At 39.7% G+C, this 24,769-nt stretch carries 24 protein-coding genes and 1 pseudogene; 19 read left to right on the top strand and 6 right to left on the bottom strand.

Annotation, left to right across the window (positions count from 1 at the left end; translation table 11 throughout):
- Positions 1–87: 87 nt before the first annotated feature.
- Complete coding sequence (locus ABE41_RS16610; protein ID WP_066292732.1) at positions 88–1,476, bottom strand: MocR-like pyridoxine biosynthesis transcription factor PdxR; 1,389 nt, start codon at positions 1,474–1,476, stop codon at positions 88–90.
- 124 nt (positions 1,477–1,600) lie between these two features.
- Between ABE41_RS16610 and ABE41_RS16605 the strand changes: the two genes are divergently transcribed.
- From ABE41_RS16605 to ABE41_RS16590, 4 genes are all read left to right on the top strand, one after another.
- The gene (locus tag ABE41_RS16605) at positions 1,601–2,524 is read left to right on the top strand and encodes a DMT family transporter (RefSeq protein ID WP_066292729.1); all 924 of its coding nucleotides are present in this window, start codon (positions 1,601–1,603) and stop codon (positions 2,522–2,524) included.
- 360 nt (positions 2,525–2,884) lie between these two features.
- Entirely contained in the window at positions 2,885–4,288 is a 1,404-nt protein-coding gene (locus ABE41_RS16600; protein WP_066292724.1) for a branched-chain amino acid transporter BcaP, read from the top strand.
- 192 nt (positions 4,289–4,480) lie between these two features.
- The gene (locus tag ABE41_RS16595; protein ID WP_066292719.1) at positions 4,481–4,978 is read left to right on the top strand and encodes a GNAT family N-acetyltransferase; all 498 of its coding nucleotides are present in this window, start codon (positions 4,481–4,483) and stop codon (positions 4,976–4,978) included.
- 123 nt (positions 4,979–5,101) lie between these two features.
- Positions 5,102–5,725, top strand: coding sequence for a methanogen output domain 1-containing protein (locus ABE41_RS16590; RefSeq protein ID WP_066292717.1), 624 nt, complete (start codon positions 5,102–5,104; stop codon positions 5,723–5,725).
- A 38-nt stretch (positions 5,726–5,763) separates the two neighbouring features.
- On the opposite strand, the gene ABE41_RS16585 is transcribed toward ABE41_RS16590, so the two are convergent.
- Positions 5,764–6,624, bottom strand: a complete 861-nt coding sequence (locus ABE41_RS16585) for an STAS domain-containing protein (protein ID WP_066292715.1) — start codon at positions 6,622–6,624, stop codon at positions 5,764–5,766.
- Between the two features lie 178 nt (positions 6,625–6,802).
- Positions 6,803–7,003, bottom strand: coding sequence for a cold-shock protein (locus ABE41_RS16580; RefSeq protein ID WP_066292711.1), 201 nt, complete (start codon positions 7,001–7,003; stop codon positions 6,803–6,805).
- A 390-nt stretch (positions 7,004–7,393) separates the two neighbouring features.
- On the opposite strand from ABE41_RS16580, the gene moaA reads away from it, so the two are divergent.
- The 10 genes and pseudogenes from moaA (at position 7,394) to ABE41_RS16530 (ending at position 17,365) form a co-directional block, all read left to right on the top strand.
- Positions 7,394–8,410, top strand: a complete 1,017-nt coding sequence (moaA, locus tag ABE41_RS16575; protein ID WP_066292708.1) for a GTP 3',8-cyclase MoaA — start codon at positions 7,394–7,396, stop codon at positions 8,408–8,410.
- Between the two features lie 99 nt (positions 8,411–8,509).
- On the top strand, positions 8,510–9,367 hold the full coding sequence (locus ABE41_RS16570) for a VOC family protein (RefSeq protein ID WP_066292705.1): 858 nt from the start codon (positions 8,510–8,512) through the stop codon (positions 9,365–9,367).
- A gap of 81 nt (positions 9,368–9,448) precedes the next feature.
- Entirely contained in the window at positions 9,449–10,123 is a 675-nt protein-coding gene (locus ABE41_RS16565) for a TVP38/TMEM64 family protein (RefSeq protein ID WP_066292699.1), read from the top strand.
- Positions 10,124–10,265: 142 nt separating this feature from the next.
- Positions 10,266–11,800 (top strand): annotated as a pseudogene (locus tag ABE41_RS16560) (IS1182 family transposase).
- Between the two features lie 412 nt (positions 11,801–12,212).
- Positions 12,213–12,755, top strand: a complete 543-nt coding sequence (locus tag ABE41_RS16555) for a peroxiredoxin (protein WP_066292696.1) — start codon at positions 12,213–12,215, stop codon at positions 12,753–12,755.
- A 61-nt stretch (positions 12,756–12,816) separates the two neighbouring features.
- Entirely contained in the window at positions 12,817–13,266 is a 450-nt protein-coding gene (locus tag ABE41_RS16550; RefSeq protein ID WP_066292693.1) for a TlpA family protein disulfide reductase, read from the top strand.
- 6 nt (positions 13,267–13,272) lie between these two features.
- The gene (locus tag ABE41_RS16545; RefSeq protein ID WP_066292691.1) at positions 13,273–13,713 is read left to right on the top strand and encodes a Dps family protein; all 441 of its coding nucleotides are present in this window, start codon (positions 13,273–13,275) and stop codon (positions 13,711–13,713) included.
- A gap of 132 nt (positions 13,714–13,845) precedes the next feature.
- On the top strand, positions 13,846–14,832 hold the full coding sequence (locus ABE41_RS16540) for a TAXI family TRAP transporter solute-binding subunit (RefSeq protein ID WP_066292686.1): 987 nt from the start codon (positions 13,846–13,848) through the stop codon (positions 14,830–14,832).
- Positions 14,833–14,880: 48 nt separating this feature from the next.
- Complete coding sequence (locus tag ABE41_RS16535; RefSeq protein ID WP_066292683.1) at positions 14,881–15,387, top strand: DUF1850 domain-containing protein; 507 nt, start codon at positions 14,881–14,883, stop codon at positions 15,385–15,387.
- A 52-nt stretch (positions 15,388–15,439) separates the two neighbouring features.
- Positions 15,440–17,365, top strand: a complete 1,926-nt coding sequence (locus tag ABE41_RS16530) for a TRAP transporter permease (protein WP_083207971.1) — start codon at positions 15,440–15,442, stop codon at positions 17,363–17,365.
- Between the two features lie 170 nt (positions 17,366–17,535).
- On the opposite strand, the gene ABE41_RS16525 is transcribed toward ABE41_RS16530, so the two are convergent.
- The gene (locus tag ABE41_RS16525) at positions 17,536–18,648 is read right to left on the bottom strand and encodes an oxidoreductase (RefSeq protein ID WP_066292679.1); all 1,113 of its coding nucleotides are present in this window, start codon (positions 18,646–18,648) and stop codon (positions 17,536–17,538) included.
- A 222-nt stretch (positions 18,649–18,870) separates the two neighbouring features.
- On the opposite strand from ABE41_RS16525, the gene ABE41_RS16520 reads away from it, so the two are divergent.
- The 4 genes from ABE41_RS16520 (at position 18,871) to ABE41_RS16505 (ending at position 23,268) form a co-directional block, all read left to right on the top strand.
- Complete coding sequence (locus ABE41_RS16520; protein WP_066292676.1) at positions 18,871–20,490, top strand: ABC-F family ATP-binding cassette domain-containing protein; 1,620 nt, start codon at positions 18,871–18,873, stop codon at positions 20,488–20,490.
- Between the two features lie 71 nt (positions 20,491–20,561).
- Positions 20,562–20,885 carry an MGMT family protein gene (locus ABE41_RS16515; protein WP_083207844.1) on the top strand — a complete coding sequence of 108 codons (324 nt, stop codon included), beginning with the start codon at positions 20,562–20,564 and terminating at the stop codon, positions 20,883–20,885.
- A gap of 326 nt (positions 20,886–21,211) precedes the next feature.
- Entirely contained in the window at positions 21,212–21,700 is a 489-nt protein-coding gene (locus ABE41_RS16510) for a GNAT family N-acetyltransferase (RefSeq protein WP_066292675.1), read from the top strand.
- 164 nt (positions 21,701–21,864) lie between these two features.
- Complete coding sequence (locus ABE41_RS16505; protein ID WP_253805365.1) at positions 21,865–23,268, top strand: DUF2254 domain-containing protein; 1,404 nt, start codon at positions 21,865–21,867, stop codon at positions 23,266–23,268.
- 14 nt (positions 23,269–23,282) lie between these two features.
- Here the strand turns inward: ABE41_RS16505 and ABE41_RS16500 are convergent, their stop codons facing one another.
- Both ABE41_RS16500 and ABE41_RS16495 read right to left on the bottom strand, forming a co-directional pair.
- The gene (locus ABE41_RS16500) at positions 23,283–24,077 is read right to left on the bottom strand and encodes a serine/threonine protein kinase (RefSeq protein WP_066292673.1); all 795 of its coding nucleotides are present in this window, start codon (positions 24,075–24,077) and stop codon (positions 23,283–23,285) included.
- A gap of 23 nt (positions 24,078–24,100) precedes the next feature.
- Positions 24,101–24,286: a hypothetical protein gene (locus ABE41_RS16495; RefSeq protein ID WP_066292670.1), complete on the bottom strand. Its 186-nt coding sequence runs from the start codon at positions 24,284–24,286 to the stop codon at positions 24,101–24,103.
- A gap of 241 nt (positions 24,287–24,527) precedes the next feature.
- Between ABE41_RS16495 and ABE41_RS16490 the strand changes: the two genes are divergently transcribed.
- Positions 24,528–24,758: a DUF2198 family protein gene (locus ABE41_RS16490; protein ID WP_066292668.1), complete on the top strand. Its 231-nt coding sequence runs from the start codon at positions 24,528–24,530 to the stop codon at positions 24,756–24,758.
- Positions 24,759–24,769 lie beyond the last annotated feature (11 nt).

Raw genomic sequence — 24,769 nt, 5'->3', positions numbered from 1 at the left:
GGAGGCTCACGCACGCCGTGGAAAGCGAGCAGCCTGGAGCGGAAATCAATTACATTCAAGAGCAACAATGTATCCGGAAACAGCCGTTTATTTAAACCAAGCTCTGGCCAGGAGCTCAACAGCATCCTTAATTTCTTCAACAGACAGCACAGCGAAACCCATCAAAACGGTTTGATGATCACATCTGCCGTATGCAGAAACGGGATAGACCTTAATGCTGTATGCAGCGGCTTTTTCAACCAGCTCTTTTTCTGACATTCCATTGTTCGGCCGTACTAACAGATGAAGTCCTGAGTCCTGGCCGATTATTTCAACAGATTCAGGAAAACACCCCAAAATTTCAGCAACAACTGCATCTCTTTTCTTCTGATAAACGACCCTCATGCGGTTTATATGCTTTTCCCAATGTCTTTCTTTTATAAAACGCGTTAAAATTTCCTGATCGATGCGAGAAACGGTTTGTGTGTAAAAAAAATACTCATTTTGATAGATTGTTAAAAGCGGCTTCGGAAGAATCATATAACTTATGCGTAAAGAAGGAATAAGAGCTTTTGAAAAAGTACTCATATAAATGACGTTCTCGTACGTATCTAGTCCTTGAAGACCAGGAATCGGCTTTCCTTCGTATCGAAATTCACTGTCATAATCATCCTCTATTATAAAGCGATCTATCTTTTCTTCGGCCCATTTCAACAACTGTAATCGCCGGGCTATAGGCATGACCATTCCGCAGCGAAACTGATGAGAAGGTGTTACAAAAACGGCATTCGCTCCGCTTTTTTCTAGTTCTGAAACGATTAATCCCCCTTCATCCAGCGGTATCATCTTTACTTTTTCATGCCGATTTTCAAATAAGACTAACTTTCGGTGATAGCCAGGATCCTCTACAGCAAACGTACTAGCATTCAAGAGCTGAAAGAGGATTTTTATTAGATAAGGTGTTCCTCCTCCAATAATGATTTGGCTTGGTGAACAGCGTACACCGCGGGATTCATATACGTATTTCGAGATCTCTTCCCGTAGACCATATTCTCCTTGAGGATGGCCTAGCAATAAAACCTCTTTATTCTCGGGCCTGATCACTTCACCAGCTATTTTTCGATATACCGAAAAAGGAAAAGCATTCACTTCAATGCCTGTATTGGTAAAGTCAAAGCGATATGGAGTATCTCTGTACGTTTTCTCTCTAACAGCTGAGATGTTCCTATTTACAACTAATTGGTTTCGATCGACCTCACAAACAAAATAGCCTTTGCGGGGAATGGATTCGATATAGCCTTCTGCGACAAGCTGGCTGTAAGCCGATTCGATGGTGTTCTGACTGATGTTCAGATGCTTGGCCAGCTTTCGTTTTGATGGCATTTTTGTCTGTCGTGCCAGGTTGCCGTTCTCTATCTCTTGCTTAATAAAAAGGTAAAGCTGCATGTATAGAGGTTTATTACTATGCGTATCAAGGCTTGGAGTGATCTCAACCACAAAACTGACCCCCTTGTATTTTAAAAATCTGACACTTTTTATAGAGTCAGAACTTCATTATAATACCTCTATGCTTATCATTTAATATGTGTAAAAGCAAGTTGCAGCTTAGGAGGTATGCTTCATGAAACGGTCTCGTCAAATAGGTTTAATTATGATTATTAGTGGTGCCACGCTATGGGGAATTTCTGGTCCGATGATTCAGTGGCTTTTTCAAAAAACAGAACTGACATCTGCTGACTATTTAGTTGTCCGTTTAATAGCAGCGGGTATCATTCTATTAAGTTTTTTATTTTTTGCGAAACAAGATATTTTTACGATATGGAAACATCCGAGTCAATGGATTCAGCTTGTGATCTTTTCGGTTCTTGGCATGCTTGGAGCGCAATATGCCTTTATCGAAACGGTTTACATAAGTAATGCTGTAACAGCTACTTTGTTTCAGTTTCTTGGTCCTGTTTTTATTATGATATGGGTGGCGGTTCTTAACAAAAAGCTGCCTTCATCCATGCAGTTCATCGCATTGTTTGCAGCATTAGCTGGCGTTTTCTATTTGATTACAAACGGATCTGTGCAGGATATTGTATTATCAAAGAAAGCAATTATTTTTGGGGGATTAACAGCGCTTGGATTTATGTTTTACACGCTGCACCCTGCTGCACTTATTAAGCGATGGGGAACGTCCATTATTGTGGGCTGGGGGATGCTAATTGGAGGAATCGTCCTATTTTTGGCGAATCCCGGCTTTAGCTTTTTCGAGATGACTGGTTCATTAACGGTAAGCACATTCTCCATGCTTATCTTGATCATAATAAGCGGAACGGTTTCTTTCGTTCTATATATCGGCAGTTTAAAGTACTTGTCTGCCGTTGAGACAAGCTTGCTATCTAGTATTGAACCGCTCGTAGCTACTGTTTTATCCATTACGTGGCTGAACGAATCATTTGGAGTGTACCAGCTCTTAGGCGGGGCGTTTATTGTGATTGCTGTCGTATTCCTGGCGGTGCCTGAAAAAGAAACGTCCGTAGTTTCTGAAAACATAACGTGATAAGGAGTTAGCTACATGATTCATGTTTTAATGCCGATGATGATCATTGATGTTCCGAGATTGTAATTAGCTGTTCATCTTCTGTTCATATTCGTTTCCTATACTATGGAAGATGGCAGGTTCGTCAAGGAAATGAATCAGATTGATGAGGGTACATTGAAATAGTTAAAAATGGGAATAGTAAGGGCAACTCTGAAAAAATAACAGAGTTGCTCTTTTTTATGGAAAGAATAATTACATAAGCTAGGGTACAAGCACACTAGCAATTTTTTACTCCACCACAAAATATCGAAAAATTACGAATTATAAAAAAGAGAGAAGCTTACAAAAAATAAACAGTTTATTTTATGGAGGATTCTTATGGGTATTTTCAGAAAGAAAAGTATCGCTGATCTTGTTGCAGCTTCTAAAACAGGAACAACTCTTAATAAAGAGCTCGGTACTTGGGATTTGACGATGCTCGGTATAGGAGCGATCATCGGAACAGGGATTTTCGTCCTTACAGGTGCTGGTGCTTTAACTGCTGGGCCAGCGCTAATTATTTCGTTCGTGATTGCCGGTCTAGCTTGTTTATTTGCGGCACTTTCCTATGCAGAATTCGCTTCTACCGTACCTGTTTCAGGATCGGTATATACGTATACGTATGCAACGCTGGGGGAATTTCTGGCATGGATTATCGGGTGGGACTTGATCTTGGAATACCTCTTGGCGGTAAGTGCTGTCTCAGTAGGGTGGTCCGGATACTTCCAATCTCTATTAAAAGGGTTCGGCATCCATATTCCAGCTGCTCTAAGTGCAGCACCAGGGGCGGTCCCCGGTCTAACATCTTATTTTAATCTTCCTGCATTTTTAATCGTTATGCTGATTACCCTCTTGCTCTCAATAGGTGTTAAGCAGTCAAAACGAGTAAACAACATCATGGTTATCATTAAAGTAGCCGTTGTCATCCTGTTTATCGTAGTGGCTGTCGGGTACGTTAAGCCGGCGAACTGGACGCCGTTTACGCCATTTGGCATGGAAGGAATCTTTGCGGCTGCAGCTTTAGTGTTCTTCGCATTCATCGGGTTTGATGCGATCGCGTCAGCAGCTGAGGAAACGAAGAATCCAAACAAGGATCTTCCTAAAGGGATCATCTACTCCCTGCTTGTCTGTACGTTCCTTTATGTGATTGTTACAAGCATTATGACTGGAGTTGTTCCGTATCCTGATTTTAAAGGGAACGAAGATCATCCTATTTCTCTTGTTCTTCAAATGGCTGGTCAGAATTGGGTAGCGGGAATTGTCGATGTTGGGGCAATCCTCGGGATGACAACTGTAATGCTTGTTATGCTTTATGGACAAACGCGTGTATCCTATGCGATGTCACGTGATGGACTATTGCCAAAATTTTTTAGAACGGTTCATAAAAAGTACCGTACTCCATATGGTTCAACATGGTTCTTTGGAATAGTCGCTGCACTAATGGGAGCGCTGATACCGCTTGACGAGCTTGCAAAACTTGTTAATATCGGGACATTGTCTGCTTTCGTGCTTGTTTCAGTAGCAGTACTTGTGCTGAGAAGAACACAGCCTGATCTGCCTCGTGCTTTCAGATGCCCTGCCGTTCCATGGATTCCTTTACTAGCAATTATATTCTGCGGTTTCTTAATGGCGCAGCTGGATGGAGACACATGGGTTCGTTTCATCATCTGGCTTGGCATCGGAAGTGCTATATACTTCTTATATTCAAAGCGACACTCCAAACTTGAAAAAGAAATTGAATAAGCAGCATAAGAAAAGAGACTTTTATGGAAGTCTCTTTTCTTATGGGAAAATCAGTTAAAATAAAGGGGGGGTTCGTAAACTTTGCTGCTTTTGAAAGGGTTAATTTCCGCTCCAGGTGCTCGCTTTCCGCGGGGCGCGCGGTGAGCTCCTAGTGCCAATAAAAAGTTATGAACAGGAAATGGGGAAATCAGTATGGTTGAAACACAGCGTCTTCTTATAATTTCTTTTACATATGAAATGGTAGAGGCCACTTTAAAGGGAAGAAGTGAATTAGAGAAAGTTTTAGGTTGCAAAGTTTCAGAAGAATGGCCGAGTTCGACTTATGCAAAACGTATTCCGCAAAAAAAAGAAAAACTGAAACAACAACCTGAAACATCAATCTGGAGCAGGATTGTAATTGAAAAGGAAAGCAATACACTAATCGGGGAGATTGGTTGTAAAGGCGGCCCTAACGACAAGGGAGTCGTAGAGATTGGTTATGGATTAGTCAGTAAAGCTAGGAATAAAGGATATGCCACAGAAATGGTTTCAAAATTAACAGAATGGCTCCTTGAACGTCCAGACGTAAATAAGGTAACGGCTGAGTGTTTGGATACGAACATTCCTTCAGCAAGAGTCTTAGAAAAATCGGGTTTTCATTTAATCGATCATAAAGATGATATGTTCTTTTGGGGATATAAGGAAAATTGATTGCATTATAATTTATTTTAAGGTTTTAAAAATTTTTAAACGGGTATCCAAAGAGTGTTGTCCATATCTTACCAAACAATCTAAGAACAGCATGTAATTCATAATAGAAAGGGTAGATGTGTTATGCGCCTTTCAAAAGGTGAATTAAATGGACACACTTTTTTAGCAAAACTTATTACTCAATATGCCTTAATTCATAGAAAAACGATTGGTCCTGCTGCCGAAAATTACATTGAACAGCTAGGACTGAGAACAGGTGAATGGATCGAAAGTTTTTATGATAATCCACTGCACTGGACGGTTGACCAATATGTTCATGTAATAGTGGATTTGAAAAATTCAATCGGAGGGCATTTTGAAATTGTCAGTGTGAGCCCTGACCATGTAGTAGTTCGTGCAAAAGAGTGTCCTTTCGGGGAGTTTGTGATGGATGCTCCTCATTTATGCAAAATGACCTCTAGCGTTTTTGGTGGAATTGCAGCACGAAAATTCGGTTATGGAAAAGTATCGCTGCGTAAACGAATTGCACTTGGAGAGCCGGTTTGTGAAGTAGCTATTTACTTTGAGCCAGATGATAGAGAAGAAGGGGATATCTATGAAAATGTCCCGATTACCCCTAAACATGGAGATCCTTTTGCTTGGGAGGAAGAGACCATTACCATGCTCAATTACGAGTTGAAGAAAAGTGATGAAATGGTTGTCAGGCTCTTAAAAGAATTAGAGGATCTAAAACGAGAACGATCTTAAAATACAAAGAACAGACCTCTGCAGGATCTGTTCTTTTTTTATTTATTAAGTTTGCCATATCCAAAATCCGCTAAAGCTTGAAGCAGATTCCCTTTTAAGGTGATTTCGCTAAAGTTTAAGTTTAAGCTTACGGAAGTTTGTGCAATCTCTGGACTTAATCCGGTAAGTGTGGTTTTCACACCAAGAAGTTTTAGTGTTGATACGAGCTGGAAAATACGATGAGCAACCATCGTATCAATGTAGCTAACTCCTGATAAGTCAATAACTAGTGAAGTAATCTCGCTTTCAACACATTGCTGCAAAGTGGAGTCTAATAATATTTTCGCTCGATTTGTATCAATTTCTCCAACAACAGGTAGTACCGCTACTCCTGGAAAGAGCGGAACAACTGGAACGGAGAGTTCTTGAAGGGATAGGTTGAATTTTTCCGCCATATCCCGATAGTTTTTTACATAAGATTTGCTGAACGCTTGGACGGCATAATCAATCATAGGATTAATCGTGGTTGAAATGTGTAATACAGAATCAGCTGTCATGGATTGCACGGAGCCTTCTTCTTTAATAAAATCCCAAATTGAATTGCGATAATAGGAAGTGCTCTCCAATGTTTCGTCAAGCGGCTGTCCTGAATGAACAGCAGCCATCCCAACCTTTTCACCCCATTCAGTGATCGTCTGTTTTGGATCAGCCAATTTGCCAGAAATTGCGTCTCCTATTAACCGGATAAAAGTGATGGATGCTTCGAGTCCCTCCTGTCCTTGATCTCTATGCTGAAGTGAAACATACGTTTCATTTTTTAAAATGTTTGTGATGATCTTCTGGGCGATTTGTTCTGCATTTTCGTTAATCTTGTTACCGATTTCGATTTGATCAAGCTTTTGCTTCAATTGAAGATCCATTTACAACTCCTAATATTTTTAGACGTTAATTTTATTGTAGCAAAAACACTTCATATATATTTGAAATACTAAAAAAATTTTAAAAGTATGAAATAATTAAAAAAGGTGTCGATATATAGAAAAGAGGCAAAAAAAAAACAGGCCTCTAAGTAAGAGTCCTGTTTATCTATTTAGGCTATTACGCCTTACGTACGTTAGTAGCTTGAGGTCCGCGTTGACCTTGTTCAACTTCAAAAGTTACGTCTTGACCTTCATCTAATGACTTGAAACCTTCTGATTGGATAGCTGAGAAATGTACGAATACGTCGTCTCCACCTTCGCGCTCGATGAATCCGAAACCTTTTTCTGCGTTAAACCATTTAACTTTACCTTGTTCCATGTTTGTTGCCTCCTGTCGTGCCAATCCGCACAATAATACTATCCTTGCTCAAAAATATCAAGATAATCGTTTACCTGTTACAATCGAACAAAAATAATTCTTCCTAATCGTAACACTTTCATCATCAATACACAAGAGTAAGTGGCAACTGATTATTTTCATTTTACCCATCATGCTCTAAAAACACTGACGGATCAAGGAAGCAGCTAATAAATTTCATAAAAATTTGGTAAAAATGATGCATATAAATTGCCAAACAATAGGTGAATAGTAATTATGAACTAAAGATCCCTATTGAAATATAGATTTGTTTGGAAAATACCTTTCTGGTTTTAACTTCCTTTTATTCGTGGTACATTTAGAAAAATACTAAAATAATGGCGTGATGTTATGGATAAAAAGAAAGTTGTTGACCAATGGCAGCGTCCTCTTCGCGATTTGCGGATATCGGTAACCGACCAATGTAATTTTCGCTGTACCTATTGTATGCCTAAAGAAATTTTCGGAACGGATTATCCATTTTTAACGAATGAGGAGTTGTTATCTTTTGATGAGATCGTACTGATAGCCACTCAATTTGCTCGTTCAGGCGTTGAGAAAATCCGTATTACAGGCGGTGAACCTTTATTGCGTAAAGGGTTACCCGATCTTTTAAGAAGGCTTCGTTCTATTCAAGGAATAAAAGATATTGCATTAACAACAAATGGCGTGCTGCTACCTAAACTTGCAGCTGAAATTAAAGAAGCAGGAATGGACCGGGTTACCGTAAGTCTTGATACGCTTGATGACCAGCTTTTCGGAAGTATTAACGGACGGGGAGTCGGGGTTCAGCCTATTTTAAAAGGAATAGAAGCTGCCCATCAAGCTGGTCTTCAAGTGAAAATTAACATGATGGTCAAAAAAGGGGTCAATGATCAGGAGATCCTGCCGATGGCTCGTTACTTCAAGAATACTCCTTATGTGCTTCGTTTCATAGAATATATGGATGTTGGCACATCAAACGGATGGAACTGGGACGATGTTGTTTCTAAGGAAGATATCTTAAAGGTAATCGGCGATGAACTTCCACTTGAACCTGTGCCTGGCCATTATTATGGTGAAGTTGCAAAAAGGTATCAATACAAAGATGGAACAGGTGAGATCGGTATTATTTCTTCTATTAGTGATACATTTTGTTCTACATGCACTAGGGCCCGTCTTTCGGCAGATGGAAAAGTGTATACTTGCTTATTTGCTTCGAACGGTACTGATTTTAAACACTTCATACGTAATGGGGCTTCTGATCAGGAGGTTTATGAGCGAATTTTAAACACATGGAGCAACAGAAAAGATCGTTATTCAGATGAAAGAAGAGAACAGAATGCTGAAGAACGAAAGAAAATAGAAATGTCATATATCGGGGGCTGATGAAAATCAGCTCCTTTTTTGTGCTTGAAGTTTGTTAATAACTATTTTATAATTACTTACATAAAGTAATTAAATAAAGTTGAAAGAGGGATTATATAAATGAAGCCTATTCATAAAGATACACATATCGGCAATGTCACACTCAAGGTAAGAGACCTGGAGAAACTTATCCGGTTTTATACAGAGACCATTGGATTAAAAGTACTCACTAGATCCGATTCTGCTGCACAGTTAACAGCTGACGGAATTAAGCCGCTCTTGACCTTAGAAGGCAATCCAAAGCTTGAGCAGCGTCCGGTTCGCAGTGCGGGCTTATACCATTTAGCATTGCTTGTACCCACACGGAAAGACCTTGCGAATGTTCTTCAGCATTTTATAAAAACAGATACCCGCCTGGCTGGGGCATCCAACCATAAATTCAGTGAAGCTATATACCTGCAAGACCCTGAAAACAACGGGATAGAAGTTTATCGAGATGTGGACCGGAAAGATTGGGTCCGCGATGAAAAAGGAAAATTGCCTGCAGTGAGCGAACCATTAGATGTACATGGTTTATTAGATGAGGCTGATAACAAAATGTGGAATGGTCTACCCGAAAAGACGGTGATGGGCCATGTGCATTTAAACGTAACAAACATTCCAGAAGCAGAAGAGTTCTATGTGAATGTGCTCGGTTTTGAAGAACAAACAAGAATGGCCAATCATGCCTTATTCATCTCTGCGGGCGGATATCATCACCATATTGCCTTAAACATTTGGAACGGCCCGAATGCTATTCCTTCACCTATAGATGCTGTAGGTCTTCTGCATTATGAAATCGTTGTGGCGAATGATGAGGTTCTCGAGACTTTAAAACAGTCGCTTCAGCATCAAAACATAGCGTTCACTGCTGAATCTAACCGCATTTATGTGAAGGATCCAGCCGGAAATGGCATTATTATTAAAATAGTTATGTAGTTTGTTTATGTAAAGTCAATATAAGGGAATAGTTCACAGACTGCTCTTTTTAAAAAATCCGTCAGTAAAGAAGGGGTCTTTATGAAGAAAAACACTTGGGTGAAGTTAACAGTCATTTTTGCTGCGTTTCTTCTTTTGTTCGCACTCAACCATTTTGTTTTCAAAGTTACCCCTATGTCTTTACGCGACTGGGTGCTGTCCTTTGGCATGATCGCACCTATTATATATGTCTTGATCAATGTAATTCGACCTTTTACACTTTTTCCAATATCGGTTCTATCTCTAGCTGGCGGACTTGCTTTTGGGGCAGTTTGGGGAACCGTATATACTGTTTTCAGCGCAACGCTGGGTGCGATTATCTCTTTTTATGTCGCTAAACATTTAGGTTCACGCTGGCTGAAAAAGACAACAGATTCTGCATCCAAGATTGAAAAATGGCAGAAACAATTAAAAGAAAAAGGGTTCTTTTATATATTCCTCCTCAGAATCATTCCGATTTTGAATTTTGACCTTGTAAGCTATGTAGCAGGAATTTCCCGATTAAAGCTCCGGTCCTATGTTTTTGCAACCATGCTAGGGGTGCTGCCAGGAACACTGGCATATAACCTGCTGGGGGATAGTTTTATAAAAGGAAATGGAACAGTTATCGCGATCGCCGTTTGTCTGGTTATTTTGGCAGCCTGTATTCCAATCCTTTTGAAAAATAAAAGCCTGATATCAGGGCAAATTCAAACTCAAAAAGAAGATAACGCGTAAAGGGGCTGACTCAAAAGGACACATAACGTGACCTTTTGGTGTCAGCCTTTTTTAATATGTCTTTTTGCACAATAAAAAAATCGCCCTATTTAGTATGATTAAGTCACCACAACAACAACCATACAAAAGGAGCGATTTTTTTATGAAACATGATCATATTTCTTTCATCGATTATAACATGGATCAACTGACTCTTCCAATGGATATAAGTGAATTAATTCCCTCGCATAGTGTGGCACGCGTTGTAAACGAAATGATCGAGCGTGTTCCTGACCAACACTTCCTTAAGTATTATCCCGGAGGCGGGCGAAGTACATATCATCCAAAAATGATGGCGAAGATTCTTGTCTATGCCTATACACAGCGCATGTATTCTGGCCGAGAAATTGCTCATCAGCTAACCGTTCACCTTCCTCTTATGTGGCTGAGTGGTTTTCAAACGCCTGATTTCCGTACAATTAATCGGTTTCGTTCCGAACGATTAAAGGGATTAATAGACGACTTGTTTAAACAAGTGATTGTATTACTAGTAGAAGAAGGACAAGTTCAACTCGATTCTTACTTTTTAGATGGAACAAAGATTGAAGCGAACGCCAATCGGTATACATTTGTTTGGAGGAAGAGCACGGAAAAATATAAAGAAAAACTTGAGGGTAAAGTAGAGGAGCTCATTACACAGATCGATGGTGTCTGGAAAGAAGAAGCGTCTTGTGAAGAGAATGAAAAGACGGTTATTTCACCTGAGAAGATTCAAAACAAAGTAAAAGAATGGGAAGGAAAACTGGAGAAAGAACCAAAGAATAAAGAACTTAAGAAAGCTATAAAGGTCATGAAAAAAGACTATCTGCCAAGAAGTCTTAAGTATAAGAAGAACTTATCCATCTGTGGTGATCGAAAAAGTTTTTCAAAAACAGATCCAGATGCACCTTCATGCGTATGAAGGAAGACCATATGAAAAACGGGCAATTGAAGCCTGGGTACAATGTTCAAATGGCATCAAACGAACAGTTCATCTTATCGTATACCCTGCACCAACGCCCAGGAGACACACGGTGTCTTATCCCGCATCTTCAAGAAGTCAAAGCGAAATTTAATATTGATCCAAAACGCATTATCGCAGATGCAGGTTATGGTTCAGAAGAAAACTATGCGTATTTAGAAGAGAAAAAGCAGGAAGCATACATTAAATATGGCCTGTTTGAGAAGGAACAAAAAAGGTCCTTTAAAAAAAATCCTCATCACCAATCGAACTGGGTTTATGATGAAGAAAAAGACACGTTCACTTGTGCTGCAGGCAAATATCTTTATTTCACCGGGGAGAAGAAGCAAACAACGGAATCGGGGTATGAATCCACGATCAGAGTTTACCAGTGTAACGAATGCGAGGGTTGTCCATTTCGAAAAGATTGCACAACCTCAAAGTATGGCAGAAGTACACAGGTGAATGAAGCCTACCAGGAACTAAAATCGAAAGTAAAAGAACGCCTTTGGACAGACGAAGGAAAACAACTCTATGCGAGAAGAAAAATCGACATAGAGAGTGTTTTCGGTCAGTTCAAGGGCAATCGGTCGTTCCGGAGGTTTTTCCTCAGGGGCTTACCGAAGGTAAATATTGAGATTGGGCTGATCAGTTTAGCCCACAACCTATTAAAATCGGCGGCCAAAAAGGCCGCCTAAAAGCGAAACGAGTCAATTATTTTTTATAAAAACCAACTATATAAAAAAGAGGCATAACCTCAAAAGTTTTTACACTTTTGGGTCAGCCCCTTTTTGTTGTGGATTAAAGAGTGATTTCTTGTTGTTGAGCTTTGTCGACTCGAGTGTTTATTGTTCTATTTCGTGGGATTATTTAAATTAAGCCAGGGATTATTTCCGCTAAGCCAGGAATTAATTGAATAACCGTGGGATTATCAAAGAACGCGTGATCTCAATGATAAAACGGAAGGCATGAGCATTATACTTGTTCCTTATTAATAATTATTATAAATTAGTATTGACTTCAAACAAGCAATCAGTATAATTAAGATTGTGATAAAAACCTGATAATGAAATTCATTATCATTTATAGATAAAAGGAGTGGAATAAATCATGGCAGAAAGAATGGTAGGCAAACAGGCACCTCGCTTTGAAATGGAAGCAATCATGCCGAACAAAGAGACGAAAAAAGTAAGTTTAGTAGAGAACATGAAAAACGGAAAATGGACAGTTCTTTTCTTTTATCCAATGGACTTTACCTTTGTATGTCCGACAGAAATCACGGCATTGTCTGACAGATATGATGAATTCGAGGACTTGGATGCCGAAGTGATCGGAGTTTCAACGGATACGGTTCATACGCATCTAGCATGGATTAACACTAAGCGTGAAGATAATGGACTGGGTGAACTGAACTATCCGCTTGCTGCAGATACAAATCACCAAGTTTCCCGTGACTACGGTGTCTTAATTGAAGAAGAGGGTGTGGCTTTACGTGGATTGTTCATTATTAATCCTGAAGGCGAAATGATGTACCAAGTGGTTTTCCATAACAACATCGGACGAGATGCTGACGAAACATTGCGTGTTTTGCAAGCATTGCAAACCGGCGGTCTTTGTCCGGCTAACTGGAAGCCAGGTCAAAAGACACTGTAATCTTAGAAAAAAATCAAAGAAATACATTAAACAACTGTTTAACAAGTGGAGGTTAAAAGAGATGAAATTACGTGAACAAATGCCTGAATTAGATGGTGCTACAGCATGGTTGAACGATGAAGTGCAAAAAGAAGAGCTTGTAGGGGAAAAAGCAACTTTGATTCATTTTTGGTCAGTGAGCTGTGGTCTTTGTAAAGAAGCAATGCCAGATGTGAACGAACTACGTGATGAGTATGAAGACGATCTAAACGTGGTTGCAGTCCACATGCCTCGTTCTGAAAACGATCTGGACATGAGTGTGATTGAACAGATGGCAATTGGACATGATATTACTCAACCGATCTATGTAGACAGTGAGCACAAACTGACAGATGCATTTGAAAATAAATATGTACCGGCTTATTATGTGTTCGATAGAGAAGGTAAACTTCGTCACTTTCAAGCGGGAGGAAGCGGAATGGACATGCTTCGCAAACGCTTAAACCGTGTTTTAAATGAAGAAACAAAATAGGAGGTTATGTTTATGAATTCCATTCAAGATGTACTAAACAAACAAGTTGCCAACTGGAACGTGCTATTTGTGAAACTGCATAACTATCATTGGTATGTAAAAGGACCTCACTTTTTTACGCTTCATGAAAAATTTGAGGAACTTTACAATGAAGCAGCAACGAACATTGATGAACTCGCTGAACGTCTACTCGTTCTAAAGGGAACACCCGTAGCAACTATGAAAGAATATTTGGAGATGGCTACAATAGAAGAAGCGAAAGGCGGCGAAAAAGCGGAAGAGATGGTTCATAATGTAATAAATGATTTTGAGCAATTGATTTCCGAGATTAAAGAAGGTATGGAAGTAACCGAGCGCGAAGGCGATGAAGTTACACATGATATGCTGCTTTCAGTTCGTGAAAGCCTGGCAAAACATAACTGGATGCTTCGTGCTTTCGTGAGCTAAAACCAAAAGGGTGACTTCGGTCGCCCTTTTTTTTTGTCTAAATCTATCAAAAAATTATAATTATTCTGCAATTTTATTTAACGTTATGCTAAACTATAAAAAAGTAATTAAATTCCATTAAGGAGGAAAACCATGAAAAAGGGGATCGCGTTATTTTTCGTATTACTTCTTGCTTTCTCATTGGCCGCTTGCGGACAAAAGATTGACACTCCATCTGAAAAAGAGAAATCAGGAGAAAGTCCTGCTCTAAATCTTGATCGAATCAGTATTGTTACAGGTGGAACGGGCGGTACATACTATCCACTCGGTGGAGAAATGGCAAAAATTATCGGTGATGAGTTAGACGTAGAAGCGAACTCACAAGCATCGGGTGCTTCGGTTGAAAACATGCAGCTTATACAAGATGGAGATGCTGATATAGCATTTACACAGACAGATATTGCAAGTTACGCTGCTGAAGGCAAGGAAATGTTTAAAGAGAAAGTAGATCAAATCGCAGGAATCGGTACACTATATCCTGAGACAATTCAAATTGTTACGCTTAAAGACAGCGGTATTAAAAGTGTTGAAGATCTAAAAGGGAAAAAAGTTTCAGTAGGGGCGCCAGGAAGTGGAACATTCGCTAACGCAGAACAAATCTTGAAGATTCATGGCATGACGATGGAAGATATTACAGCTCAGCATCTTTCATTTGATGAGTCTACTGAAGGGATTCAGGATGGAAACATTCAAGCTGCATTTATTACAGCAGGTACACCAACAGGGGCTGTTGATGCATTATCGGCTACAAAACCAGTAACTATCTTACCGATCGCTGATGATAAGATTAAAGAGCTTATTGAAGCTTATCCGTACTACATTGAGGATACGGTGAAAAGCGGAACATATAAATTAGAAGCAGACGTGAAAACGGTAGCGGTTCTATCCATGCTGACTGTTCGTAAAGACATGGATGAAGACGCAGTATACCAGATCACAAAAGCAATCTTTGAGAACACAGATAAGATCAGTCACGCTAAAGGAGAGCTGATCTCATCTGAAAAAGCTGTAGAGGGTATGGGGATTGATTTCCATCCAGGCGCTAAAAAGTATTTTGAAGAAAAAGGAATTTTAAAATAAGAGGTGTGTTCATGGACTAAAGGAGAAATCTTTAGTCCATGTATTCTTATGAAGAGAATAATTGGAATCATTTTGATCCTAAGTGTCCTCGCTGCCGCCAGCCTGTATCCAATTTTTTTAAGGGTGGTTGTAGAAGATGGTGAGACAGGTGAACCGTTAGCTTATATGAACATAAAACCTGAAGAAGAATTTAGTATCAAATACATCCACTCGATCCATCGAACGCCAGTCCTGGAAACCTATCATATGAATGGGGAAGGAATGATTATTCAGACTGAAATGCGTTTTGAGGAATTTGGAGTAGGGATGCCTTCTGGGGCGACCGGAACTGAGGTCTTCACACAAAAAGATGGGACTTATATCTTGTCCAACATGAACCGGACTTTTCCTTTACTAGATATTCGAACCGGACAAATCATCGCCAATCACACGCTTCTGTATGATGGACATGAGTATCCCTTCTCTAGCTTTAGTGAAAAAGGATCTTGGGTTCGAATAAAGACAGAGAAGGTAAATGTATGGCAATGGTTGATTGGAGGGAAAAAACTTGGATAACAAAAATCAAATACAACGTGAACAAATTTCTGATCAAGCTGTACAAGAACTGATGGAAAAGTATGATCCTGAAGCAGGATTCAGGAAGTTAAAAGGTGCACTTTATTGGATTACACTGATTGGTCTTGTTGCTTTTTCTTTATTCCAGCTATATACAGCAATTTTCGGCGTATTGCCCGCACAGCTGCAACGGACAATTCATTTAGGTTTTGCTCTTACTCTGATCTTTTTATTATTTCCAGCATCTAAAAAGAAAAAAGAGAAAAAGCCGCTATTTCAGGTGGCTTGGTATGACATGATTCTCGCTGTTTTATCCATAGCAGTAGGATCATATTGGTACATATTTATGGACGATCTCGTCATGAGGGTTGGAAGACTAACCACGCAAGATTTTATTATTGGTCTAATCGCTATCCTTCTTGTTTTAGAAGCAACAAGACGTGTTGTAGGACTTCCGATTACAATCATTGCAAGCATGTTTTTGCTTTACGCGTATCTCGGGCCATTTATGCCGGGGTTCTTAGAGCATAAAGGATTAAGCATTGAGCGTATTGTAAGAACTATGTTTTTTACAACAGAGGGTATTCTAGGTACTCCTCTGGCTGTTTCGTCAACTTATATCTTCTTGTTCCTCTTGTTTGGAGCGTTTCTCGTTAAAACAGGAGTTGGGGAGTATTTTAATGATTTATCAATCGTGATTGCAGGAAGACGTGTAGGTGGACCTGCTAAGGTAGCCATTTTCTCAAGTGCTCTTCAAGGTACAATAAGTGGAAGTTCAGTTGCTAACGTTGTAACGTCAGGTGCTTTTACAATTCCCATGATGAAACGTTTAGGCTATGATAAAAACTTTGCAGGCGCCGTTGAAGCAGCTTCTTCTACAGGGGGACAGATCATGCCGCCGGTAATGGGTGCGGCTGCGTTCCTTATGGTGGAATTTATTGGGGGAGGCATCACGTATTGGGATATCGCCAAAGCTGCTGCTATCCCTGCGATTCTTTATTTCGCGGGAATCTGGATCATGACCCACTTTGAAGCGAAACGAATTGGTCTTAGAGGACTTTCGCGAGAAGAGATGCCTGAGACAAAAAGAGTCATCAAACAAATTTACTTATTGATACCGATTTTTGTGGTTATTTTTCTATTAATGAGCGGGATGAGTGTAACGAAAGCGGCTCTATGGTCGATCGTTAGTGCGATTGCCGTTGGTATGTTCAATAAGCAAACTCGTATGGGACCGAAGCTCTTTGTTGAAGCATTAGCCGATGGTGCCAGAACGGCTCTTGGCGTTGCTGCAGCTACAGCAGCTGCGGGTATGATCGTCGGTGTTGTAACAGTGACTGGTGTCGGTCTCAAAATGGCGAATGGCTTGCTTGAACTTTCAGGCGGTTATTTAATTCCAACATTGATTTTAACGATGATCGCGTCCCTTGTACTAGGAATGGGATCGCCAACAACAGCAAACTATGTAATCACATCTACCATTGCAGCACCAGCCATTCTATTATTTGGTGTTCCGGATCTTTCGGCGCATATGTTCGTGTTCTATTTTGGGATAATCGCTGATATTACACCTCCAGTAGCACTGGCAGCTTTTGCAGCAGCTGGTGTATCAGGTGGTGAACCGATACGAACGGGAATCATATCGTCGAAACTTGCTATTGCTGCGTTCATTATTCCGTACATCTTCGTTATCTCACCTCAGCTTATGCTGATTGATACGACTTGGACAGAAGCTGTATGGGTCATTTCGACGGCATTTGTTGGAATGATTGCTATTGGGGCAGGGATGATCGGATATTGGATGCGTCCTCTTAATTGGCTAGAGAGAATACCAGCAGTTGTGATTGGATTCTTGCTTATCTATCCCGAAGGTATCTACAGTGTGATCGGTCTTGCTGCGTTTGCTCTTATGCTAGGAAGCCAATATTGGCTATTGAAAAAAGACAATACACAAGCTCCATCATCACCGGCAGTATAGCGTATATTACAAGCTCAATTGAACTAACCGTAAAGGAAACAGAGTAACACATGACATATGCTTTCTGTTCATGTAATCCTTGCTAAACTTCGTGCATTTGTGTGCTGAGTCATTTTAGAAAGAAAGAAGCCCCGATTTGCAATTTGCAGCTTCGGGGCTTTGATTTGTGTTTATTTGTTCACAAGTTCATATTCAAGTTCTGCTTCTTTAATATAAGCGATCGGCATTAAAATTTCTTGAGGTTGAAACGGTTTTAATCGTTCACCTTTTTCCAATAAAAGAGGAAGGTCAGGATTGGCGAGAGCTCCTGTTCCAATGCTAATTAGATCTGCTTGCCCATTTTTTATAATAGTTTCGGCTTTTTCAACGTCATGCAGCATTCCGTTTGCTATAACAGTCTTTCCATTTCCAAAAGCTTTTGCTGCTTCAGCTAATGATTTTGTTCCTTCCCCAAAGCCTGGTGCAGATCCGTCTTTATCCGTTACGTGAATATAATCAATGTCTGTTTTGCCAAGTGTTGAAAAAATCAAAGCGGCATCATTTTCCCCATTTCCCCATTTGTATGTCTGATCGGATACCTTCCCTTGCGAGATACGGACTCCAACTGTGAAGTCTGGCCCTGTTGTTTTTCTTACCGCCTCAATTACTCTCACAAATAGATTCAATCCTTTTTCAATTGAAGGACCATAATCGTCATTGCGGTTATTCAAGTAATCCGTCAAAAATTCATCGAGTAAATATCCGTTTGCTCCGTGAATCTCAACACCATCGAAACCAGCTTTCTTAGCATTAACTGCTGCTGCTGCAAATGCATGGATGACTTGCTCGATATCCTTCGCGTCCATCACTTTTGGTGTTTTAAAAGGTCCGGAACCATGGTAAAAGCCTAGTTGTTCTCCTTTAGGTGCAGTGCTGGAAGGGCCGACCGTTATTTCGGTATAGGCATTTGCTTGACTTTGACCACCGGCATGCATCAACTGGGCAATCATTTTTGCTCCGTTGTTTTTCACGGCACTTACAACGTCTTTCCACGCCTCAACGTGCTCCTCTGAAGCAAGCCCTGGCTGGTTTCTGTATCCCTGACTGTATAATCTATCAATGTAAATTCCCTCAGAGATAATAGCCGCAAAACCGCCTTTAGCGAAACGTTCATAATAGCGAGTCATCGTATCGTTTGCAGCGCCATTTTCCTCCGCGCTGATTCGTGTCATTGGAGCGACCAAATATCTGTTTTTTAATGAAAGAGGACCAAGTGTGTAAGAAGAGAATACATGTTTAGACATGTTGCTTAATACCTCCTAAAAGTAAGTTGATAATTTTTGTTTTGTAAAAGGTAACATAGGGTCTATTTAAATCTCAAATATTTTGCATTTTGCCACAGCTGTCTTTTATTTTCCTCTTATTTGTATGAAATATTTACAGAGTGTACAAGATTGTAAAGTTGAAGAGGATTCATTTATGATACAATCATTGGGAATGTGTTTTTATAAAGGAGAGAAATCTACATGATTACTGTTACTAACGTTGGTCTTCGCTACGGCGACCGCAAGCTGTTTGAAGACGTTAATATAAAGTTCACACCAGGAAACTGCTATGGGTTGATCGGTGCGAACGGTGCGGGGAAATCTACGTTTTTAAAAATTTTATCTGGTGAGATTGAGGCGCAAACGGGTGACGTTCACATGACTCCGGGCGAGCGTTTAGCGGTTCTAAAACAGAACCACTTTGAGTACGAAGATCAAGAGGTTATGCAGACTGTTATTATGGGTCACGCCCGTCTTTATGAAGTGATGCAGGAGAAGGACGCAATCTACATGAAGGCTGACTTTTCTGATGAAGACGGAATGCGTGCTGCTGAACTTGAAGGTGAGTTTGCTGAGCTTAACGGTTGGGAAGCTGAGTCTGAGGCGGCTATCCTTTTAAAAGGTCTTGGTATTAAAGAGGATCTTCACACGAAAAAACTAGCGGAACTGACAGGTTCTGAAAAAGTTAAAGTTTTATTAGCACAAGCTCTTTTCGGAAAACCTGACGTTCTATTGCTGGATGAGCCTACGAACAACTTGGACCTTCAAGCGATTCAATGGCTGGAAGAGTTCTTGATCAACTTCGAGAACACCGTTATCGTTGTATCCCATGACCGTCACTTCTTAAACAAAGTATGTACGCACATGGCTGACCTTGATTTCGGAAAAATTACAATCTATGTCGGAAACTATGATTTCTGGTACGAGTCTTCTCAGCTTGCTCTTAGAATGGCGCAAGACCAAAACAAGAAGAAGGAAGAGAAGATTAAGGAATTACAGGCGTTCGTTGCCCGTTTTAGTGCAAATGCATCTAAATCGAAGCAAGCAACATCTCGTAAGAAGCTTCTTGATAAGATTTCATTGGATGATATCAGACCTTCTTCTCGTAAATATCCTTACGTACACTTTGGCATCAACCGTGAGATCGGAAACGACCTTCTCCGTGTTGAAGGGTTAACAAAAACGATTGACGGCGTTAAAATTCTTGATAATGTTAGCTTTGTAATGAACAAAGAAGATAAGATTGCTTTTGTTGGTAAAGAAGAAATTGCGATTTCAACATTGTTCAAAATTTTAATGGGTGAGATGGAAGCGGACAGCGGCACATACAAGTGGGGTGTAACGATTTCACAAGCATTCTTCCCGCGCGATAACTCCAAGTATTTTGAAGGCAACGAGCCAACACTTGTTGAGTGGCTGCGTCAATATTCTCCAGAAGACCAAACGGAAAGCTTCCTTCGCGGATTCCTTGGCCGTATGCTGTTCTCTGGCGAGGAAGTAATGAAGAAGCCATCTGTATTGTCAGGTGGAGAGAAAGTTCGCTGTATGCTTTCTAAGATGATGCTAAGCGGATCGAACGTATTGATTCTTGATGACCCAACGAACCACTTGGATCTTGAATCAATCACAGCGTTAAACAACGGTTTAATTAGCTACAAAGGTTCATTGATGTTCACATCACATGACCATCAGTTCGTTCAAACGATCGCGAATCGTATCATTGAAATCACACCAAAAGGAATCATCGATAAGGAAATGCCTTATGATGAGTACTTGGCGAACGAAGATCTGAAAAAACAGCGTCAATTGATGTATCAATAATTTTATGCAGAAGGAGTGTTAAGTCTGAAGAAGATTTAACACTCCTTTTTTAAGTTCTAGGAGGATGAACTGTGGAGCGTTTTACCGAAGCGGTAATCAATATCATAAAAAGCATACCGCCTGGAAAAGTAATGTCGTATGGCCAGATCGCAAAGGCAGCCGGAAGCCCTAGAGGGGCAAGGCAGGTTGTCCGTATTCTGCATTCGATGAGTGGAAAATACAACTTGCCATGGCATAGAGTAATAAATTCAAAAGGTGAAATCGGAATTCAGGATGAGGAATTGTTTTTTACTCAAAAATCGCTGTTGGAAGACGAGGGAGTGCAAATTAAAGGAAAAAGAACAATTGATATGGAAAAATATAGATACCAGCCAGATGGTGATGAGTATCTATAAAAAAGGCTGTTTTCTCAATCAGTGTTGTTTTTTGAAAGCAATTGATCTCCGTTTCAGGATGCTCGCTTTCCGCGGGGCGTGCGGTGAGCCCCTGTGAAGATATGAAGTGCTGCTCCTGCGTCTACAAGAAAATCCTGATGATGCGAGCTTCCTCGTCGCATGCCTTACGAGAAGAATACTCAGGTAGCTGGCACGCTGATCCCGCAGGAATCTCGCACCTTACACTCCAATCAATTTGCCGATGAGGTCAATCACAAAAATGACCCAGAAGTAACAATCCTTTAGAAAAGAGCCTTAAGAAAAGAAAAACAGGGAGCCATTGATCTATGAAAACCTTGCAGAATCCGGTGATTAAAAACGCAGAAATAAATGATAAAGAAACGATTAAAAATTTAATGCAATTTTACTTTTATGACTTCTCGGAGTTTGTTGAAGCGTACGTTGGAAACAACGGATTGTTTGATGAGTATACTTATTTGAACAACTATTGGGAAGAAAAAGAGAGATTTCCTTATCTGATCGAAAAAGAGGGAAAAATAGCAGGATTTATCTTAGTAAGAGAAGTTCAAGATAAAGATAAGCGCTACTGGTCAATATCGGAATTTTTTATTATGAAAAAATTCCGTCTTAGCGGGTTAGGAAAATATGCAGCACATCAAGTATTTCAAATACATAAAGGGAATTGGGAAGTTTTCCAGATTGAGAGTAACAAACCTGCTCAGGCTTTTTGGAGAAAGGTGATCAAAGATTATACAGATGAGCAGTTTGCAGAGAGGACGGAAGAGGGGAAAGTAATCCAAGCGTTCTGCAGTTAAACGATATACATTTTTGGAGTGATTCTTTAAGAGAATCGCTCTTTATTTTTGCAGTAAAACGATCGAGGAAGTTTTACTTTTTGTAATTAGGGCAAAATATGATAGGAATAAGTTTGGCTGCTGAATGGTTATTATTCTTTTTTGAGTCATGAGAGGATGTACACATGTTTAGGATGAATCTGCTTGATAATTATCTAAAGAAATATACAAAAATGTCTGAGAGGGAACTATCTCATACTGTTCAATCTAATATGTGGTTTACTCCCGTGCTTTATGTTATTTTTTCTTCTCTATTAGTGAGTGTTACACTAACCACTGATCTAAAGTACGATTTAGGAGATCAGATGCGCCCTTTTTTTGCGGTAGATTATGATCTAACACGAAATCTAGTGGGAACACTTACAGCTGCGATTTTAACGCTGACTACCTTTACCTTTAACTTAATTCTAGTTGTTTTTACAACATTTTCAGGCCAGTTTTCACCCCGAATGCTCAAAAATTTTATTGCAAGTAAGTCAACACAGCGCGTGCTGGGCATATTTACATCGAGTTTTATCTATATGTTATTGAGTTTTCTATTTTTGAATAAAAGAATGGCGGAATATTATTTTGCTGTTCCTTTGCTTGCGGCAATCATTGCTGCATTTTCAATGGGAACGTTTATCTTTTTTATTAATCATGCAGTCGCCTGGCTGCAAGTAAACCAGATGACATACGACATGAAAAGAGAAGCGTTATCTATTGTTAAAAATACGTTAGAGGATGAAGTTGATCCTTACAAAGTAAACGATTTAAGCACGGTTAACAGTGATATCTGTGAGAATAAGGGTAATTCTATATCGGCTGGAAAATCAGGCTACATTCAGTTGGTAGACTTTATTTCTATTATTAAAGAAGCTGAAAAAGATGATATTGTGATCCAGCTCGAATATACGATTGGCAGTTATGTGTTTGCTTCAACACCAATTATCACGTATTGGAAAAATGGTGAAAATGAAGTTGATGAACAAAAATATATGTCTCTTATCAGTATTGGAAGAAGGCAGACGGAAGTTCAAGATATAGAGTTCAGCATCAATAAACTGGTTGAAGTTGCGATAAGATCTCTCGGGAATTATGATCCGAAAACTGCGACAAACGCCATCTACCAGCTTGGAGAAGTCCTTGCTTCGATTTCTCGGAATTCTATATTCTCCAAGTATTTAGTAGATAAGAACAATAATTTGCGAGTCGTTTTACAAGAAAGAGACTTTAGTCATTATTTATATAATGCTTTTGGCTATATCAGGCACTATGCAAAAGATAATGTAATAGTGTGCACCGAAATATTGAAAGTGCTGGATCTGATGGCGAAATCGCTTAATAAGCGTGATTATAATGCGGTATGGGAATTTGGAGTGTTCACAGCAAGAGGATTTGAAGACCTTTTTTTGTTTACATTAGATTATCAGCAATTCCACATTGCCCTACAAAACTTAGCCGTTACGACAAAACATGAAAAAGAGTTTGAAAAGTTCATGGAGAAAAGGAAAAGTGAATTCAATAACTTGAAAAACCCGGACATTTAACCGGGTTTTTTGCTTTATATTTGGTTTAATGCAGATCGGGCTTCCGCAACTGAATGAAAAGGCTCGTCCAGCTGCAGCATGTTGCGAAGTGCGGCCTTGAATGAATGTGAAATCGTTAATTCCTCTTCCCAGCTCTTTTCCTTTTTAGATTGAGGATCATAGGAAGAATAGAGGAGAAACAAGGCAAAATGACCAAGTGCAAAAAGATCGCTTTCAACGGTGACGGGTTGCATTCGCAGTTTTTCGGGATGGTCATCAGGATCTAACGTTTCTTCATCTGATAAAAAACAAGCCAGTCCAAAATCAATGATGTGCAGCGTTCCATTTCGCTGAATGATATTCGGTATGCGAAGATCACGGTGTATGATGTCTTTTTCGTGAAAGGACTCAATAATGTTTAAAAGCTCCAGTAAAATGGCTTTGGTTTCTTTTTCATTGTACGAGTGCTGATCGCGAAAGATCAGATCCTCAAAAGTCTCTCCCTGTACCCATTCCATAGTGATAAATAAACCTTTATTATTTTGAAATTCATCTAGAAGCTTTGGGACTTGTGGGTGATTCACTGCTTTAAGAATTTCAGACTCTCTCTGGAAAGACCGGAGTCCGCTTTTTGTTTTTGCCTTTGTTTTTCGAAGCTGCTTCAGAACAACGGTAGTTTTTGTTAGGTTATCAAGTGCTAAATAAGTAATTCCGTAACTCCCCATCCCTAACACTTCGGTAATACGATAACGTTCTTGAATGAGGAGACCCGGTTTAAGAGGTCTATCAAATAGTGTTCTTTGAAGACCTTTTAGGAATTCAGTGATCATTAGGAATAATCAGCTAGGGAAGATCAGCTGCTAAAGAAGCTGCTTCTCTTTTTCTTCTTGTAATGCTTATGGCCATAACCGCCATAATGCTTCTTTCCAAAGTCACTGCTGCTGTACTTTCTATAGCTTTTCTTGTGCTTGTATCCAGAGCTGCTGTATTTTTTATAGCTTTTGTGACCCAATAACGATTTTAGTATTTTCTTTAACATATCAATCATCTCCTTAAAGATACATTGTTAATCATATTCGAACTTTGTATACATTATCCTACTGTACGTCCATCTAAACAGAAAGTTTCATTGGGAAATGGGGTCTGGCCCCAAACAATTTATTTCCCATAACAATTTCCTTGTTTTTGTATAGGGAGTTTGGTTAAATTTAGAGAGGTAAAGATGAACGTTTACTAAAGTTGTGTTTTTGAGCGTTCCGATGAGAGGGGTCAATTGTTTCATGATGGAGTATGTTTTTGCGGCTCTGTTTCCAGTGTTCTTGCTGCTGTTATTTAACAGAGTGTTATTTTCAAAGTTTCTGCCGTTAGGGATCACCATTTTAATATTAATTTTCGGGTTAGATGGTTTACATCAGCCGCTGCCGCTCCAAATCATTGCTGGAATTTCTACAATTATAGGCTTTTTTCTTGGGTTGAAAATCTATAAAAAACAAAAGAGAAAAGTAAAATAGAAAAAGACGTC

It is taken from the genome of Fictibacillus arsenicus, from assembly GCF_001642935.1.
GTDB classification, from domain to species: Bacteria; Bacillota; Bacilli; order Bacillales; family Fictibacillaceae; genus Fictibacillus; species Fictibacillus arsenicus_B.
The sequence above is the reverse complement of the archived record's forward strand: the minus strand, read 5'-3'. Positions and strand labels throughout refer to the sequence as shown.

Coding starts and splice junctions, on each gene's coding strand:
- ABE41_RS16605 (WP_066292729.1), top strand. CDS start 1,601: ATGAAACGGTCTCGTCAAATAGGTTTAATTATGATTATTAGTGGTGCC.
- ABE41_RS16600 (WP_066292724.1), top strand. CDS start 2,885: ATGGGTATTTTCAGAAAGAAAAGTATCGCTGATCTTGTTGCAGCTTCT.
- ABE41_RS16595 (WP_066292719.1), top strand. CDS start 4,481: ATGGTTGAAACACAGCGTCTTCTTATAATTTCTTTTACATATGAAATG.
- ABE41_RS16590 (WP_066292717.1), top strand. CDS start 5,102: ATGCGCCTTTCAAAAGGTGAATTAAATGGACACACTTTTTTAGCAAAA.
- ABE41_RS16585 (WP_066292715.1), bottom strand. CDS start 6,624: ATGGATCTTCAATTGAAGCAAAAGCTTGATCAAATCGAAATCGGTAAC.
- ABE41_RS16580 (WP_066292711.1), bottom strand. CDS start 7,003: ATGGAACAAGGTAAAGTTAAATGGTTTAACGCAGAAAAAGGTTTCGGA.
- moaA (WP_066292708.1), top strand. CDS start 7,394: ATGGATAAAAAGAAAGTTGTTGACCAATGGCAGCGTCCTCTTCGCGAT.
- ABE41_RS16570 (WP_066292705.1), top strand. CDS start 8,510: ATGAAGCCTATTCATAAAGATACACATATCGGCAATGTCACACTCAAG.
- ABE41_RS16565 (WP_066292699.1), top strand. CDS start 9,449: ATGAAGAAAAACACTTGGGTGAAGTTAACAGTCATTTTTGCTGCGTTT.
- ABE41_RS16555 (WP_066292696.1), top strand. CDS start 12,213: ATGGCAGAAAGAATGGTAGGCAAACAGGCACCTCGCTTTGAAATGGAA.
- ABE41_RS16550 (WP_066292693.1), top strand. CDS start 12,817: ATGAAATTACGTGAACAAATGCCTGAATTAGATGGTGCTACAGCATGG.
- ABE41_RS16545 (WP_066292691.1), top strand. CDS start 13,273: ATGTTTATGAATTCCATTCAAGATGTACTAAACAAACAAGTTGCCAAC.
- ABE41_RS16540 (WP_066292686.1), top strand. CDS start 13,846: ATGAAAAAGGGGATCGCGTTATTTTTCGTATTACTTCTTGCTTTCTCA.
- ABE41_RS16535 (WP_066292683.1), top strand. CDS start 14,881: ATGAAGAGAATAATTGGAATCATTTTGATCCTAAGTGTCCTCGCTGCC.
- ABE41_RS16530 (WP_083207971.1), top strand. CDS start 15,440: ATGGAAAAGTATGATCCTGAAGCAGGATTCAGGAAGTTAAAAGGTGCA.
- ABE41_RS16525 (WP_066292679.1), bottom strand. CDS start 18,648: ATGTCTAAACATGTATTCTCTTCTTACACACTTGGTCCTCTTTCATTA.
- ABE41_RS16520 (WP_066292676.1), top strand. CDS start 18,871: ATGATTACTGTTACTAACGTTGGTCTTCGCTACGGCGACCGCAAGCTG.
- ABE41_RS16510 (WP_066292675.1), top strand. CDS start 21,212: ATGAAAACCTTGCAGAATCCGGTGATTAAAAACGCAGAAATAAATGAT.
- ABE41_RS16505 (WP_253805365.1), top strand. CDS start 21,865: ATGTTTAGGATGAATCTGCTTGATAATTATCTAAAGAAATATACAAAA.
- ABE41_RS16500 (WP_066292673.1), bottom strand. CDS start 24,077: ATGATCACTGAATTCCTAAAAGGTCTTCAAAGAACACTATTTGATAGA.
- ABE41_RS16495 (WP_066292670.1), bottom strand. CDS start 24,286: ATGTTAAAGAAAATACTAAAATCGTTATTGGGTCACAAAAGCTATAAA.
- ABE41_RS16490 (WP_066292668.1), top strand. CDS start 24,528: ATGATGGAGTATGTTTTTGCGGCTCTGTTTCCAGTGTTCTTGCTGCTG.